The organism is Novosphingobium sp. B 225 (genome assembly GCF_002198665.1).
GTDB lineage: Bacteria > Pseudomonadota > Alphaproteobacteria > Sphingomonadales > Sphingomonadaceae > Novosphingobium.
Window position 1 is genome coordinate 1 of sequence record NZ_MWLM01000016.1, and the last position, 14,585, is coordinate 14,585.

The 14,585-nt window shown below is 66.1% G+C and carries 17 protein-coding genes and 1 tRNA gene; 9 read left to right on the top strand and 9 right to left on the bottom strand.

The features are described 5' to 3' along the window. The 3 genes from MNBBLIKP_RS01595 to MNBBLIKP_RS01605 all read right to left on the bottom strand — a co-directional run. A partial coding sequence (locus tag MNBBLIKP_RS01595) for a tetratricopeptide repeat protein (RefSeq protein WP_176399610.1) occupies window positions 1-975 on the bottom strand: 975 nt, incomplete at its 3' end. Between the two features lie 22 nt (window positions 976-997). Further along, entirely contained in the window at window positions 998-1,501 is a 504-nt protein-coding gene (locus tag MNBBLIKP_RS01600; protein ID WP_088306803.1) for a hypothetical protein, read from the bottom strand. A 16-nt stretch (window positions 1,502-1,517) separates the two neighbouring features. Further along, window positions 1,518-2,237, bottom strand: a complete 720-nt coding sequence (locus MNBBLIKP_RS01605; RefSeq protein WP_088306805.1) for a ParA family protein — start codon at window positions 2,235-2,237, stop codon at window positions 1,518-1,520. A 245-nt stretch (window positions 2,238-2,482) separates the two neighbouring features. Between MNBBLIKP_RS01605 and MNBBLIKP_RS01610 the strand changes: the two genes are divergently transcribed. Continuing rightward, entirely contained in the window at window positions 2,483-3,592 is a 1,110-nt protein-coding gene (locus MNBBLIKP_RS01610; protein WP_088306807.1) for an SPOR domain-containing protein, read from the top strand. Window positions 3,593-4,428: 836 nt separating this feature from the next. Beyond that, a complete protein-coding gene (locus MNBBLIKP_RS01615; protein WP_441339261.1) occupies window positions 4,429-4,875 on the top strand; it encodes a DUF418 domain-containing protein in 447 nt (148 codons plus the stop codon). Here MNBBLIKP_RS01615 and der read toward each other — a convergent pair. Then, entirely contained in the window at window positions 4,865-6,253 is a 1,389-nt protein-coding gene (der, locus tag MNBBLIKP_RS01620) for a ribosome biogenesis GTPase Der (RefSeq protein ID WP_088306811.1), read from the bottom strand. The two genes, MNBBLIKP_RS01615 and der, sit on opposite strands and share 11 nt — an antisense overlap. A gap of 125 nt (window positions 6,254-6,378) precedes the next feature. On the opposite strand from der, the gene MNBBLIKP_RS01625 reads away from it, so the two are divergent. Beyond that, window positions 6,379-7,008, top strand: coding sequence for a CHAP domain-containing protein (locus MNBBLIKP_RS01625; RefSeq protein WP_088306813.1), 630 nt, complete (start codon window positions 6,379-6,381; stop codon window positions 7,006-7,008). A 4-nt stretch (window positions 7,009-7,012) separates the two neighbouring features. Here MNBBLIKP_RS01625 and MNBBLIKP_RS01630 read toward each other — a convergent pair whose 3' ends face one another. Beyond that, complete coding sequence (locus MNBBLIKP_RS01630) at window positions 7,013-7,300, bottom strand: DUF3297 family protein (RefSeq protein ID WP_088306815.1); 288 nt, start codon at window positions 7,298-7,300, stop codon at window positions 7,013-7,015. A 75-nt stretch (window positions 7,301-7,375) separates the two neighbouring features. Here MNBBLIKP_RS01630 and MNBBLIKP_RS01635 point away from each other — a divergent pair. From MNBBLIKP_RS01635 to MNBBLIKP_RS01650, 4 genes are all read left to right on the top strand, one after another. Further along, window positions 7,376-7,450, top strand: a tRNA-Val gene (locus MNBBLIKP_RS01635). Between the two features lie 64 nt (window positions 7,451-7,514). Beyond that, window positions 7,515-8,792: a serine--tRNA ligase gene (gene serS, locus MNBBLIKP_RS01640; protein ID WP_088306817.1), complete on the top strand. Its 1,278-nt coding sequence runs from the start codon at window positions 7,515-7,517 to the stop codon at window positions 8,790-8,792. Between the two features lie 16 nt (window positions 8,793-8,808). Further along, a complete protein-coding gene (gene surE, locus MNBBLIKP_RS01645; RefSeq protein ID WP_088306819.1) occupies window positions 8,809-9,570 on the top strand; it encodes a 5'/3'-nucleotidase SurE in 762 nt (253 codons plus the stop codon). Then, window positions 9,570-10,418 (top strand): M23 family metallopeptidase, encoded by an 849-nt coding sequence (locus MNBBLIKP_RS01650; protein WP_088306821.1) that lies wholly within the window; start codon window positions 9,570-9,572, stop codon window positions 10,416-10,418. The genes surE and MNBBLIKP_RS01650 overlap by 1 nt, the downstream gene beginning before the upstream one ends. Here MNBBLIKP_RS01650 and MNBBLIKP_RS01655 read toward each other — a convergent pair. Continuing rightward, window positions 10,415-10,762 carry a hypothetical protein gene (locus MNBBLIKP_RS01655; protein WP_088306823.1) on the bottom strand — a complete coding sequence of 116 codons (348 nt, stop codon included), beginning with the start codon at window positions 10,760-10,762 and terminating at the stop codon, window positions 10,415-10,417. The two genes, MNBBLIKP_RS01650 and MNBBLIKP_RS01655, sit on opposite strands and share 4 nt — an antisense overlap. Before the next feature lie 59 nt (window positions 10,763-10,821). Here MNBBLIKP_RS01655 and rimO point away from each other — a divergent pair, with 59 nt between their 5' ends. Further along, the gene (gene rimO, locus MNBBLIKP_RS01660; protein WP_088306825.1) at window positions 10,822-12,192 is read left to right on the top strand and encodes a 30S ribosomal protein S12 methylthiotransferase RimO; all 1,371 of its coding nucleotides are present in this window, start codon (window positions 10,822-10,824) and stop codon (window positions 12,190-12,192) included. 320 nt (window positions 12,193-12,512) lie between these two features. Here the strand turns inward: rimO and MNBBLIKP_RS01665 are convergent, their stop codons facing one another. The 3 genes from MNBBLIKP_RS01665 to MNBBLIKP_RS01675 all read right to left on the bottom strand — a co-directional run bounded on the left by MNBBLIKP_RS01665 (window position 12,513) and on the right by MNBBLIKP_RS01675 (window position 14,154). Beyond that, window positions 12,513-13,190: a hypothetical protein gene (locus tag MNBBLIKP_RS01665; protein ID WP_088306827.1), complete on the bottom strand. Its 678-nt coding sequence runs from the start codon at window positions 13,188-13,190 to the stop codon at window positions 12,513-12,515. Continuing rightward, window positions 13,187-13,465 (bottom strand): hypothetical protein, encoded by a 279-nt coding sequence (locus MNBBLIKP_RS01670; protein WP_088306829.1) that lies wholly within the window; start codon window positions 13,463-13,465, stop codon window positions 13,187-13,189. The genes MNBBLIKP_RS01665 and MNBBLIKP_RS01670 overlap by 4 nt, the downstream gene beginning before the upstream one ends. Window positions 13,466-13,566: 101 nt before the next feature. Continuing rightward, window positions 13,567-14,154: a TetR/AcrR family transcriptional regulator gene (locus MNBBLIKP_RS01675; protein ID WP_088306831.1), complete on the bottom strand. Its 588-nt coding sequence runs from the start codon at window positions 14,152-14,154 to the stop codon at window positions 13,567-13,569. 41 nt (window positions 14,155-14,195) lie between these two features. Here MNBBLIKP_RS01675 and MNBBLIKP_RS01680 point away from each other — a divergent pair, with 41 nt between their 5' ends. Next, window positions 14,196-14,537: a c-type cytochrome gene (locus MNBBLIKP_RS01680; RefSeq protein WP_088306833.1), complete on the top strand. Its 342-nt coding sequence runs from the start codon at window positions 14,196-14,198 to the stop codon at window positions 14,535-14,537. The last annotated feature ends 48 nt before the right edge of the window (window positions 14,538-14,585 follow it).

Here is a 14,585-nt window from a genome sequence, read left to right on the forward strand (position 1 = left end):
GGTGGGGGCGAAGCTGGCAGCAAAGCTTTGCTGGGCCGGAATCGGGGCCTGAACCGGAGCCGCAACCTCGACCGGGGCCGGGGGTGCGCCGACCGGCGCATAATTGGCCAGCGCGGCAGCGGCTTCAGGCGAAGCGGGCTGGGCGGCGGGCAGTTCGGCTGCAGCCGCCGGGGCCTGCGCCACCAGATTGGCAGCCAGGGCTGCGCCGCTCTGTTCGGCAGCCAGCTGTTCGGCTGGGGGGTTGTCGCTCAGCGCCAGGGCGGTCGGTTGGCCGCCGTCGGCGCGGATCGGGGCGTTCAGCAGCCCGGCAACGCGCAAGCGGGCGTCTTCGGGCTTGGACTTTTCGGCCCAGGCGCTCAGCCGTGCATCGATCTGGTCAGCGGGAACATCCATTGCCGCCATCACCCTGGCATCGCGCCAGCGCCCGTCGAGCGCATAGGCATAGGCGAGGTTCTGGCGGACCTTGGCGCTGGCATCGCCCGAACGCAGCGCGTCGGACAGGATCGCCACGCCGCGGCTGCTTTCACCGGCCAGGGCCAGGGCCAGGCCCAGGTCAGCCGCCGGGATCGCATCGCGCCAGTCGTCCAGGATCGCCACGGCATCGCGCGGCTTGCCTGCTGCGACGTTGGAGAGGGCGAGGCCCAGCGCGGTGCGCGAGGTGTTGTCACCCAGCTTCATCGCGTCGTTGAACGTGGTCACTGCCGATTCAAAGCGACCGGACTTGAGATAGGCATGGCCCAGCAGCGCCCGATAGGCCGGTTCGCGCGGGGCAGCGGCAACCAGCCCTTCGGCCAGCTGGATCGCCTTGTCGACCTGGCCCTTGGCCAGTGCGGTCTGGGCGGCCTGCGCGGTCTTGTCCGGGCTGGGCTTGGCCGTCGCGGTCTGGCTTATCCCGGCGCCGGCAATGGCCAGTGCGGCAATTGCCCCGGCCAGGCCGAGCGGCAGGATCTTGCTACGGATGCGGTTGGAGGTCATGGGAAGCTCCCTTCTCTGTAAATCAGCGGCGCCGCTTGTCGGCAACTTGGGCGGCCAGAGCGGCCACATCGGGTAGATCTTCGAGCAAACGGTCGAGTGCTTCGGTCACCAGCTGCTGCGCACTGCGATTGCGCACCGCGCAGGCGAGGCGCAGCTTGAGGTGACGATCGGAATCGACCCGCAGAGTGAAAGCGGCGCGGCGCCCGTCATCCAGCGCGGATTTGCGCGGCTGGGCGACGCGGCGGGCCACATCCTGCTGCTGGCGGACCACAACGGGCACCGCCGGGGCCGGGATCGGCGCCGAGGGTTCGATCGCTACCACGTCGGCCGGCCCTTCATAGGGCTGGACTTCGTCCTCGTGGACCAGGTGGTCGTGGCCCATGTCGTTCCAGCCCAGATCGTCGATCTGATGGGCCAGCGCGTCATGGCTGAGCGGGGTGAGCTGCGGACGCATCGCCGGACGGGCTCCACCCTTGCGGGCAAGCAGTCTCGGGCTGAGCGAGGCGAGAGGTTTCGGTTCGGACATGCCCCCCAGCACTCCGTCACGAACCGGCTACGCGGCGGCCGAAGCCACCAGCGGGACGATGGACACCGGGCATCACCGCGACGCTGCTGGGAGCGGCGAAGACGGTGCGGCGGAAATTCTTTTCCAGCCGGTCCGAGATATAGTTCCACAGCGATACCACTTCGGCAGCGGAGCGGCCGTTGGGATCGACTTCCATCACCGTGCGGCCATCGATCATCGAGGCGGCGAAATCGGTGCGGTGATGCAGGGTGATCGGAGCAACCGTGCCGTGCTGCGACAGCGCAACGGCGGCTTCCGAAGTGATCTTGGCCTTGGGCGTGGCGGCGTTGACCACAAAGATCAGCGGCTTGCCCGCGCGTTCGCACAGGTCAACCGTGGCGCCCACGGCGCGCAGGTCATGCGGGCTGGGGCGGGTCGGGACAACGATCAGTTCGGCGACCGCGATCACGCTCTGGATCGCCATGGTGATCGCGGGCGGGGTATCGATAACCGCCAGCTTGAAGCCCTGCTGGCGCAGGACAGCCAGGTCCGAGGCAAGCCGGGCGACGGTGGTCTGGGCGAAAGCGGGGAATTCCGCCTCGCGCTCGTTCCACCAATCGGCCAGCGAACCCTGGGGGTCGATGTCGATCAGGACCACGGGGCCAGCCCCGGCAAGCTGAGCTTGCACGGCCAGATGTCCGGACAAGGTCGTCTTGCCCGATCCACCCTTCTGCGAAGCCAAAGCCAATACGCGCACAGCAATCCCCCTAGAAACGCGGACAATCCAATTTCACTTGCCCCGGGGGATCGCAGATCGTTCCTAATTTTGGGTTAACATCGCCCTGTTATCAGACCGCAGGACGCAAGATGATCGGGATAAATGCTTTGCTAACCAGTCATTCACTATGCCAGTTAAGCACTATGAGGTGCTGGCTTGGGGCCAGATGGGTGAGACTTGTGACACCCAAAGGTTACCACCAGCTTGGCTACAGGAATTTTCCGATGGGTCGTAAAACTTTCCAACTCGCCGCCGCGCTTGTGGCACTGACTCTGGCCGAAGCGCCGGGGCTGGCCGATAACAAGGCCGGAGTCGATGCCTGGGGGCGTGGGGATTATGCCACTGCGGTCCGTGAATGGCAGGGCGATATTGCGCGCGGCGATGCCGATGCGATGTTCAACCTCGCCCAGGCTTACAAGCTGGGTCAGGGTGTGAAGCAGGACATGGCCAAAGCCGAAGAACTGTATGGCAGGGCGGCCACCCTGGGACATTTGCAGGCTTCGGACAATTACGGCCTGTTCCTGTTCCAGCGCGGCCAGCGGCTGCAGGCGCTGCCTTATATCCGCGCGGCGGCCGATCGCGGCGATCCGCGTGCGCAGTATCTGCTGGGGCTGGCACATTATAATGGAGAGAACGTCCAGCGCGATCCGGTGCGGGCTTATGCGCTGGTCAGTCTGGCCCAGCAGCAAGGGCTGGAAGCGGCCCAGAACGCACTGTTGCAGATGGATAAATATGTCCCGATGGAGCAGCGGCAACAGGCCGTGGCCCTGGCCGCGCAATTGCAGAGCGACGCGGATTCAACGCGCGCCCGGCAATTGGCGGCGGTCGATCTGGGAGCAACCGTTTCTTCAACCCCGCCGGTCGCGGCTGCGGCGCCAGTGCGCGCTCCGATAGTGGTTGCTTCGGCTGATCCGGTATCCGCCGCGGCGAGGGTGGCCGCAGGCAGCAGTCCGGCCACCGCCGGGGCGGACTATGCCCGCCCGCAAGTGGTTTCCCCGCCGCCGCGGCCAGTGGTCCATGCCGGGCCGCCTCCGGGCTATAACCCCGGGCCTCCTGCCGTGATGGCACCGCCGCCGTCCGCACCGGTCGCCGCAGCGGCAGCAGGCGGAGCCTGGCGCGTGCAGCTGGGCGCGTTTGGGCAGCCAGCCAATGCCGACGCCCTGTGGGCAAAGCTTAAGGGGCGTCCTGAACTGGCCGGGCATGCCCGGCTCAACGTTCGCGCCGGGGCAGTGATCAAGCTGCAGGCCGGCGGTTTTGCCAGCGAGGCGGCAGCGCGCGCGGCTTGCGGCAGGCTGAGCGCCAGCGGCCAGTCCTGCATCGCGGTGCGGAACTGAGCCTATGGACAGCGCGGCGCGCGAACGGCCAGAGGCCCGCGCGGCGAGCGAAAGAATTGCGGCGCTTGACCTGATCCGGGGGATCGCCGTGCTCGGCATCCTGGCGGTCAATATTGCCGGGTTCGCCGGGCCGGATAGCGGCAACTATTCCCCCGATCTGCCGCGCCCGGGCAACGCGGCGGATCACCTGGCCTTCATGGTCCAGCAAGTGCTGTTCGAAGGCAAGATGCGGGCGCTGTTCTCGATCCTGTTCGGGGCCAGCATGGTGCTGTTCATCGACCGTGCCGAAGCGGCCCGCCGTGATGGCACTTTGCTGCAGGCGCGGCGGTTGGTCTGGCTGGCGCTGTTTGGCTATCTGCACTTCCTGCTGCTGTGGTCGGGCGACATCCTGTTCATCTATGCCATGGCCGGGTTCATTGCCCTGCTGTTGCCGCGCGCCAGACCGACCGCGCTGGTGGTTGCGGCGCTGCTGGTGTTCTCGCTGTGGCAGGCGGTAAACCTGGCCCAGTGGTATCCTTCGCTCAGCACCGAAGCCGCCGTGCGCAGCGGCACGGCCAGCGCGGAGCAGGCCCGAAGTCATGCCGAAACGATCACCTATTACCGCGAGGAAGACCGCGAGAAGGCCGGCGCCCTGACCGGCAGCTGGCATGACCGCTTCGTCTATACCCTAAGCCGCGCCTATATGCCGCTGGTCGGGGCGGCGTTCATCATGGGTGAAACGCTGACCTATGTCCTGCTGGGCATGGCCCTGCTGTCCAGCGGGTTCTTTGCGGGTGAGTGGGAGCGGCGGAACTTGCGCCAGTTGGCGGGCTGGGGGCTGGGGCGGTNGGCTGGGGCTGGGCGGCCTCGCGACGCTGGGGTTCGCGGGCTGGTCTGCGCTCAATCACTGGCCCGAAACCGCGATGCATTTCGCGATCGGTTACGGCCTGGGTTTTGCCCATCTGGCCATGGCGCTGGGTTACATGGCGCTCGCCATGCTGGCGATGCCGCAGTTGCTGAGCTCTGCGTTGGGGAGGCGCCTAGAAGCGGCAGGGCGGATGGCGTTCAGCAATTACATCGGCACCAGTCTGGTGATGACCGCGCTGTTCTATGGCTGGGGGCTGGGCCGGTTCGGGCACTATGGCACGGCTGCGCAGGCCGGGTTTGTCCTGCTTGGCTGGACGCTGATGCTGGCCTGGTCCGCCCCGTGGCTCGCGCACTTTCGCCAGGGTCCGCTGGAGTGGTTGTGGCGCAGCCTGACCGAATGGAAAGCGCTGCCGTTGCGCCGCCGCCCTATTTCTTGAACGGGTTCTTCGAACTGCGCAAAGTCAGCCGCACCGGCACCGCATCGAACCCCAGGTCGCGGCGCATGCCGTTGACCAGATAGCGCTGATAGCTTGTCGGCAGTTCCTCCAGCCGGGTGCCGAACAGCACAAAGCTGGGCGGGCGCACGCGGGCCTGGGTGATATAGCGCAGCTTGATCCGCTTGCCGCCGGGGGCCGGGGGCGGGTTCTTGCCCAGCGCTTCATCAAACCACCGGTTGAGCAGTGCGGTCGGCACCCGCTTTGACCAGGCGTCACGCAGTTCAAACGCGGCTTTGATCAATTGGTCGAGCCCTTTGCCGGTCCGCGCCGAGACCGACAGCACCGGCAGGCCGCGCACCTGGCTGAGCCCTTCGTCCAGCGCAGAGCGGATCCCGTTGAACAGGGCGCTGGCATCTTCGGCCACGTCCCACTTGTTGATCGCCACGATCAGCGCCCGGCCTTCTTCCAGCACCAGGCTGGCGATCTTCAGATCCTGATGTTCCAGCCCGCGCGTGGCATCAAGCAGCAGCACCACCACTTCGGCGAAATCCACCGCGTGGCGCGCATCGGCCACGGCAAGCTTCTCCAGCTTGTCCACGACCAGCGCCTTCTTGCGCATCCCTGCCGTGTCGATCAGCCGGACCGGCCGTTCCTCGCCGCTGTCGGGATCGGTCCAGGACCAGTCGACCGCGATCGAATCGCGGGTGATCCCGGCCTCTGGCCCGGTCAGCAGGCGGTCTTCACGCAGCAGCGCGTTGATCAGCGTGCTCTTGCCGGCATTGGGCCGCCCGACGATCGCGAGCTTGAGCGGGCCGCTCGGCACTTCCTCATCTTCGTCGCCGCTTTGCTCGGGCAGGCCATAGTCATCTTCCGGCTCTGCGCCTTCCAGATGCGGGCGCAGCGCAGCGAACAGATCACCTAGGCCTTCGCCATGTTCGGCGGAAAAGGCGATTGGCTCCCCGAAACCGAGCGAAAACGCCTCATAAAGCCCGGAATCGCCCGCGCGGCCCTCGGCCTTGTTGGCGATCAGCACCACCGGTACGGTCGATTGGCGCAAATACCGCGCGATCTCTTCGTCCATCGGGGTCAGCCCGGCGCGCGAATCGATCACGAACAGCGCAACGTCCGCGCCGACCAGCGAAGCTTCGGTCTGCTGGCGCATCCGGCCCGGCAGGCTGTTGGCGTCCAAATCCTCCCACCCGGCGGTATCGACGATGGTGAAATCGAGGCCCAGCAGATGCGCTTCGCCATACCGGCGGTCGCGGGTAACGCCGGGCTGATCGTCAACCAGCGCCAGTTTCTTGCCGATCAGCCGGTTGAACAGCGTGCTTTTGCCCACGTTGGGGCGACCAATAATGATAACTTGGGGCAGGGCCATGGGCTGCAAGTGACCCCAGCGGGGCCAATTTGCAAGGTATTGCCGCCTGCGGGGCAAATTCTTGCCGGTTTGTTTACCACACCGCGCAGGTTGCCCCTAACCTTGACCTGCCATTTACCCTGTCCATGACGGGATGGATTCGAATTGCCCTGGCGGGGCTGGGACTGGTCGTTGCGGCCGGTTCGGTGCAGGCCAGAGGTATCGCACTGGATGAAAGCGCCTCGGTTTCGGGCGGGGGCAGCTCGATGCTGCCGCCCTACCTGCAATGCGTGCCTTATGCGCGGCAGGTCAGCGGGATCATGATCTTTGGCGATGCCCACACCTGGTGGGAACAGGCTGCGGGCCGCTATGCCCGGGGCACTGCGCCCAAGGTGGGGGCCGTGATGGCGTTTCGCCCGCACGGCGGCTCCACGCTGGGCCACGTGGCGGCGGTCAGCCGGATCATTGATTCGCGCACGATCCTGATTCGCCATGCCAACTGGAGCCCGATCAACGGGCGGCGCGGCCAGATTGAGGACAATGTCCGCGCGGTGGACGTTTCGCCCGACAATGACTGGAGCGAAGTGCGCGTGTGGTATGCCCCGATCGGCGATCTGGGCGGCACGCGCTGGCCGGTGCAGGGCTTCATCTATCGCGGCAAGGCGCCCAAGGGCGAGGGCATTGCCCCGCCGCGCGGGCTGACCTTTGCCAAAGCGAACACACCGAGAAGCGCCGATCCGATCGGCGACATCATTCGCACCAAATTGGGGATCTGATCGATCAGGCCTTGGCCACCGGGGGATTATCGCCCAGGTCTTCGAACCAGGCTTCTACCGGGCCGCTCAGCTTGATGGTCAGCGGCTGGCCCTTACGGTCCATGGTCTTGCCGGCCTGAACCCGCACCCAGCCCTCGGAAATGCAGTATTCCTCGATATTGGTGCGGACCACGCCCTTGAACCGGATGCCAACGCCGCGCTGCAGCACATCGGCATCGAAATGCGGGCTTTTGGGGTGGATCGCCAGGTGATCGGGGGGCACGTCTGCGCCGCTGGTGGTTTGTTCGCTCATGAATGCGCCCTTAGATGCTCAACGCGGCTTGTCAATTCGCGCGGACCGCTCTAAGGGCGCGCTTCCGAACGGAATGGGCGCGTAGCTCAGCGGTAGAGCACACCCTTCACACGGGTGGGGTCACAGGTTCAATCCCTGTCGCGCCCACCATTCCTTCGGTAATCCCCAGCATCGGTTGAAAGCGTGGCCGCTTGCGGGCATAGGCCTGCGCACTATGCATGACATTCGCTCTATCCGTGAGAACCCCGCAGCTTTTGACGCCGGTCTGGCCCGGCGCGGGCTGGACCCGCAATCGGCCGCGATCCTGGCGCTGGACAGTGAGCGGCGCGGTGTCGCCACCCGGATGCAGGAGGCGCAGGGACGCCGCAACGAGGCTTCGAAGCTGATCGGCGCGGCGATGGGCCGGGGTGACAAGGACGAGGCGGAGCGGCTCAAGGCCGAAGTCGCCGCGCTGAAGGACACGCTCCCCGCGCTGGAGGCTGAGGATCGCGATCTGCTCGCCGCGCTCACCGACATGCTGGCGCGCATTCCCAACTTGCCCGGCGCCGATGCGCCGGATGGCAAGGATGAGGCTGAAAACGTGGAAGTGAGCCGCTGGGGCACTCCGCGCACATTTGCCTTCACCCCGCAGGAACATGCCGATCTGGGGTCGCCGCTGGGGCTGGACTTTGAAACGGCTGCGGCGATGAGCGGCGCACGCTTTACCTTCCTGCGCGGCCAGATGGCCCGGCTGCACCGCGCGCTGGGGCAGTTCATGCTCGACACGCAGACCGCCAAGGCCGGCTATACCGAATGCAACCCGCCAGTGATGGTTCGTGACGAAGCGATGTACGGCACCGACAAGCTGCCGAAATTCGCCGATGACCTGTTCCGCACCACCGATGGTCGCTGGTTGATCCCTACGGCTGAAGTCAGTCTGACCAGCTCTGTCATGGGCCAGATCCTCGACGAAGCCGCCCTGCCGATCCGTATGACCGCACTGACGCTGTGCTTCCGCAGCGAAGCCGGGGCGGCGGGCAAGGATACACGTGGGTTCATTCGTCAGCACCAGTTCGAAAAGTGCGAACTGGTCAGCGTCGTCCGCCCCGAAGACAGCGCCGCCGAGCACGAGCGGATGACCGGGGCGGCTGAGGCCGTGCTGCAGGCGCTGGACTTGCCCTATCGCAAGGTGCTGCTCTGCACCGGCGACATGGGCTTTGGTGCCAAGAAGACCTACGATCTCGAAGTCTGGCTGCCGGGCCAGAACGCCTATCGCGAGATTTCGTCCTGTTCCAACTGCGGCGATTTCCAGGCGCGGCGGATGAACGCGCGGTATCGGCCCGAAGGCGGGAAGGGGACGGAATTCGTCCACACCCTCAACGGCTCGGGGCTCGCCGTGGGGCGGACCTTGGTGGCGGTGCTGGAGAATTACCAGCAAGAGGATGGCTCCGTTACCGTGCCCGAGGCGCTGAAACCGTACATGGGCGGGATCGACACGCTGGTGCCCTCTTGAACCTGAAAGACACCTGATGCGTATTCTCCTGACCAACGATGACGGCATTTTCGCACCCGGCCTGGAAGTGCTGGAAAAGATCGCGCGGACCTTTTCGGACGACGTGTGGATCTGTGCGCCGGCAGAGGAACAATCCGGGGCCGGGCACTCGCTCACGCTGGGCCGTCCGGTGCGGCTGCGCCAGCATGACGAGCGGCGCTTTTCCGTCTCCGGCACCCCCACCGATGCGGTGATGATGGCGCTGCGCAAGGTCATGCCGGGCAAGCCCGACCTGATCCTGTCGGGCGTCAACCGTGGGGCCAATCTGGGCGATGATGTGACCTATTCGGGCACCGTTTCCGCCGCAATCGAAGGCGCGCTGGCGGGGATCCGCTCGATCGCCTTGAGCCAGGTCTATGCGGCTGAAGGCATGGGTGATCGTGTGCCGTTTGCCGCCGCCGAAGCCTGGGGGGCCAAAGTGATCGCGCCGCTGCTGGGCCTGCCGTTTGCCGAGCGCACCTTGGTCAACATCAACTTTCCGCCGATCGAGGCCGCTGCGGTTCAGGGAATCCGCGTAGTCCGGCAGGGATTTCATGACTATGCGCGCGGATCGGTGGTTGAAGGGACCGATCCAAGGGGCTACCAGTACTTCTGGTTCGGGCTCCACGGGATTGAGCATACCCCGGGGCACCAGACTGACCTTGAAGCGATCCAGGACGGGTACATATCAGTGACACCCTTGCAGCTTGATCTGACCCACAATGCCTCGCTGGCCCAGCTGGCGGAGCGGTTCGCCTGATGCGCCGCGCGGCGGCCCTGCTGGCGGCGGGCGCGCTGTTGCTGATGGCTGCGGGAGCGCCCGATCCCAAGACCGAGACCAGCCACGTGGTCAAACCCGGTGAGACCCTGGGCGGGATCGCTTCGCGCGCCGAAGTGCCCCGGATCCTGATCATCGAGGCCAATGGCCTCAAGGCACCCTATGCGGTCAAGGCCGGGCAGAAACTGGTCATCCCGCGCCGCCGGACCCATGTGGTCAAGGACGGGGAAACCGGGTTCTCGATCGCCATGGACTATGGCGTGCCGTGGTCCGCGATTGCGGCTGCCAATGGCATCAAGAGCGGTGAGGCAGTGAAGGAAGGGCAGAAACTTGCCATTCCGACCCTGGCCAAAGGCACTGCACCCAGCGCCCCCGCTACTGCCAAACCCGTCGCCACCAAACCCGCCGCCGCGCCCAGCGTGGATGTGGACGATGCCGATCCGCCCGCCAAATTCGCCTGGCCTGTCAGCGGCAAGGTCCGCCGGGGGTTCGTGGCCCGCAGCGGCAAGGCGGCGTTCCACGACGGGATCGACATCCTGGCCGACAAAGGCACAGCCGTCCGTGCCAGCGCTGCCGGGACCGTGATCTTTGCCGGGCCGGGGCCGAAGGAATACGGCAAGACCGTCATCCTTCACCATGGCAAGCGCTGGACCACGGTCTATTCCTACCTCGACAAGATCACCGTCAAACTGGGTGACAAGGTCAAGGCGGGTGAGCGGATCGGGCTCAACGGGCAGGACGGGCTCGCCACCGAGCCCCAGCTGCACTTTGAAATCCGGCACAACCGCGGCGCGCTCAACCCCGCGCGGTATCTGCCGAAGGCCGACTAACCCAGCAAGCGGAACACCGCGCCCATCGCGAGGTAGGCCAGCAGGAACGCCGCGCTGTCCCGGCCGAGTTCGCGCGCCGGGGTTCCGGCCTTCAGCCCCGCCAGCCACAGCGCCGGAATCACGATCGCCAGTGCCAAGCCGCTCGACTGCATCCAGAACAGCTGCGGCTTCGCGGCCAGCTTGTCTGCCCCGATCCGGGCGAGCGCGTGCCCCAGCATCGCAGCGGGCACCAGGCTGAGCCCCCAGGCCCAGACCGGCACTTTGCTGCCCCGCCAGAACAGCCACAGCACGGCGCTTGCCACTGCCGCTGCCAGCAATACGGCCAGCCAGTTGATCGGACCCATCAGCGTCTCCTTTCCCGCACTGTAGCCTTTCCGGCGGCGAAGGTGTAGGGGCCGCCGCCATGGCCTCTACAATTCCCGATCAAAAGCGCGTCGGCATGGTCTCGCTCGGCTGCCCCAAGGCGCTGGTCGATTCCGAACGCATCCTCACCAAATTGCGCGCCGATGGCTACGCGATGAGCCCCGATTACGAGGGCGCCGACGTCGTGCTCGTCAACACCTGCGGCTTCCTCGATTCGGCCAAGGAGGAAAGCCTGTCCGCGATCGGCGAGGCTATCGCCGAGAACGGGCGGGTGATCGTGACCGGCTGCATGGGCAACGAAGCCGAGCTGATCCGCGCCAAGTTCCCGCAAGTGCTGGCCGTGACCGGCGCGCACCAGTACGAGGCCGTGGTCGAGGCGGTGCATCAGGCTGCGCCTCCGTCGCAAGGGCCGTTCGTCGACCTCACCCCGCAGGGCGACGTCAAGCTGACCCCGCGCCATTACAGCTACCTCAAGATCAGCGAGGGCTGTAACCACGCCTGCTCGTTCTGCATCATCCCGCAGCTGCGCGGCAAACTCGCCAGCCGCCGGATCGACGCGGTGCTGCGCGAGGCGGAAAAGCTGGTCGCGGCGGGCACCCGCGAACTGCTGGTGATCAGCCAGGACACTTCGGCCTATGGCGTCGATGTCCGGCATGAGGAGCGCGACTGGAAGGGCAGTCCGGTGCGCACCCACATGACCGATCTGGCCCGCGAACTGGGCCAACTGCGTACTGCCGACGGCATGCCGCCGTGGGTCCGTTTGCACTACGTCTACCCGTACCCGCATGTCGACGCGGTGATCCCGCTGATGGCCGAGGGGCTGCTGACCCCCTACCTCGACATTCCGTTCCAGCACGCCGCGCCAAGCGTGCTGAAGGCGATGAAGCGCCCGGCCAACGAGGCCAAGGTGCTGGAACGCCTGCGCGGCTGGCGCGAGGTCTGTCCCGATATTGCCGTCCGTTCCAGCTTCGTGGTCGGCTTTCCGGGCGAGACCGAGGCCGATTTCCAGTACCTGCTCGATTGGCTCGACGAAGCCCAGCTTGACCGGGTCGGGGCCTTCCGGTTCGAACCCGTTGCCGGGGCTGCGGCCAATGACCTGCCCGGGGCCGTGCCGGAAGAGGTCAAGGAAGAGCGTTTTCAGCGGATCATGGCCCGGACCGAGGCGATCAGCGCGGCCAAGTTGCAGGCCAAGGTGGGCCGCACGATCCCCGTGATCATCGACGAAGTGGGCGAGCCCGACGAGGACGGCGATCTTGGCGCGACCGGTCGCAGCCAGGCCGATGCGCCCGAAATCGACGGGGCGGTCTATCTGCGCAACGTGCCCGAGGGGCTGGAGGCCGGGCAGATGGTGTCGGTGACGGTCGAGGATGCCGACGAACATGACCTGTTCGGGGTGATCGCGGGGGCCTGAATGCCCCGGAAAACCGGGTGACACTTCGTCCGGCGCTCCGCACCCGGCTTCAATCTTTTCAAGCACTTGGCCCGGACACCCCGGACAACAAGGTGACACTGTGTCCGGGTAATTTATTCCATGATTTCAGCTATTTGTCGCAAATAAGGTGACACATGCGCTCTTTCCGAAAAAGAAGAGCCTGCGGGCCAGTGCTGGCGGTGGTTATTCAATTGTCAAAGAGCGGCCCCCTTATAGCAGGTCCGCGGCGTGTAGGAAAACGCTGAAGCGGCCAGCCGCGCAGGCAAGATCGCGCATCAATCGGGACCGGTTTTTCCGGTTTACGACGATCCGCTCGGTTGCGGCGGGAAAATCTCGTTGCCCGCGGCGTCATAGCATTTGTTCTGCGCATCGCAGCGCGCGGCATCGGGGAAGTTCAGGGGTTGTCCAGCCGGTCGGGGTTGCAGGTTCTGATAACCGTGGCTGTTGTTGATCGGATTGACCAGAATGGTGTCGAAGCACCACTGATCGGGATTGTAGGCGATCGTCACACTGCTGGACATGGGGTCGGTGACCGCCGGCGCACCGGCATTGCGATCTCCGCGCAGGGCGATGGTATAGCGAATGCCATCCGGTTTCCCATCGGGGCCCCGGCGAACCGACATGATCGCCGCGCCGCTTTCATGGCGCAGTTCGGCGGTGACGTTGTTGTCGCTGCGCGAACGGAAGCGGCTAATCAGATTGACCACCGAAATGGGGGATGCCCAATCGCCGCGCAGGACATAGGGAATCCAGGTCCTGCCGGTGGCCGGATCGACCAGCGCGATATAGCCATAGACATGCGATGGATCGGCCGCGCTGGGGCAATGCGGCACGGCTGTTTCCAGCACGGTTCTGGGGTTCAGCGCCTTTTTGACACTGTCGAGGATCGACTGCGCCTGGGCCGCGCCGCTGCCCAGGGCAAGCAGCGCGGTCAGCGCGGCGGCGGCCGGGCGGGGCCGAAATTTCAAAGGCGTCATGGCGTTCTCTCCGCAGAAAAATCGATCCGCCGGGGCGGTCCGTGGACATAGGGCGGCCGGGCAGTGGGCGGCTTGGGCGGGGCCAGCGGGGCCGCAAAATCGATCCGCCGCTGCGGGCCATGCTGATAGGGCGCGATCACCGGCGGAGGCGGGGGCATGGTCTGCTCGGCTGCAAAATCGATCCGCCGGGGTGCTTGCGCTGCAGCCTCAGCCGTCTGCGCCAGTGCCGCACCATGTCCAAGCGCGGCCAGCACGGCAGCGCACAGCAGGGGCATGCGGGGTTTGGGAACGGTCAAGCGGCAAGCCTCCTGTGCGGGCCTGCTGATTGATGCGCCTTGCCGCGCGCCGCAGCGCTACCCGTATGGGTAGCTGTCCGCTATTGCAGCAGGGCCCGGATCGCTCGCGCGGCATCGTGCATCAGTGCCGCAGCATCGAGTTCGGGTTCGTCCAGCACCAGCTCTATCGCCGCATAGCCCAGATCTACGCACAGCCGCGCCTGCCGGGCCACGCGGGCCGGATCGGCGGCGGGATCCTGCGCCAGCGCGGCCCGCGCCAGTTCCGCCGCCAGCGCGCGGTGGCTGGCCAGCCGCACCTGCGCCAGCTGCGGCACCGCGCGCAGCATCCGCATCACCCAAGGGCCTCCGGGGCTGGCACGGGTCAGGGTGACATGATCGGACAGAACCTGCGCGATCCGTGCTTCATCCTGCAAGGCATCCAAAGGCACCAGCGCGTTCTGCGCCGCCATCAGCCGTTCGCCCAGCACCCGCAGCAGCGCGTATTTGTCCGGGAAATAGTGGTACAGCGTTGGCGGGGAAACCCCGGCGCGTTCGGCCACCAGATTGGTCGAAAGCCGGTCCACTCCCAATTCAGCCAGCAAGTGCCCGGCGCAGTCCAGCAGCCTTTCCCGCGTCGCCACACTGCGTTGCTGGCGCGGCTGGCGCAGGGCTGGGGGCGGGCTTGACATAAATATAGCGATAGCTAGGTTTTGTCGCGGGGAGAAGAGAAATGTTGAAGCGATTCCCGGTCTTGTTCCTTCTAGCGCTCACCGCCTGCCAACCGGCGGCCAAGCCGCTGACCCCGGCGGAGAGCGCGGCGCTGAAGCCTGCGGATGCGCGGTTGGCGGGGCTTTACGAACAATCGTGCAAGGCCTGCCACACCGTCGCGGATTCGCGCGCACCTTTGACCGGGGACCGCACCCAGTGGGATCCGCGCTGGGCCAAGGGCGAGGAAGCGCTGCTGGCCGAAGCGCTGGTGGGGTTCGGATCGATGCCGGCCGGCGGGCAATGCTTTGAATGCACCCCCGATGATCTGCGCGCGCTGATCCGCTTCATGGCGGGGCGCGAATAATGGCGAACCGGCGCAAGGTGCTGCTGGGCGGCGCGGGGTTGCTGGCGG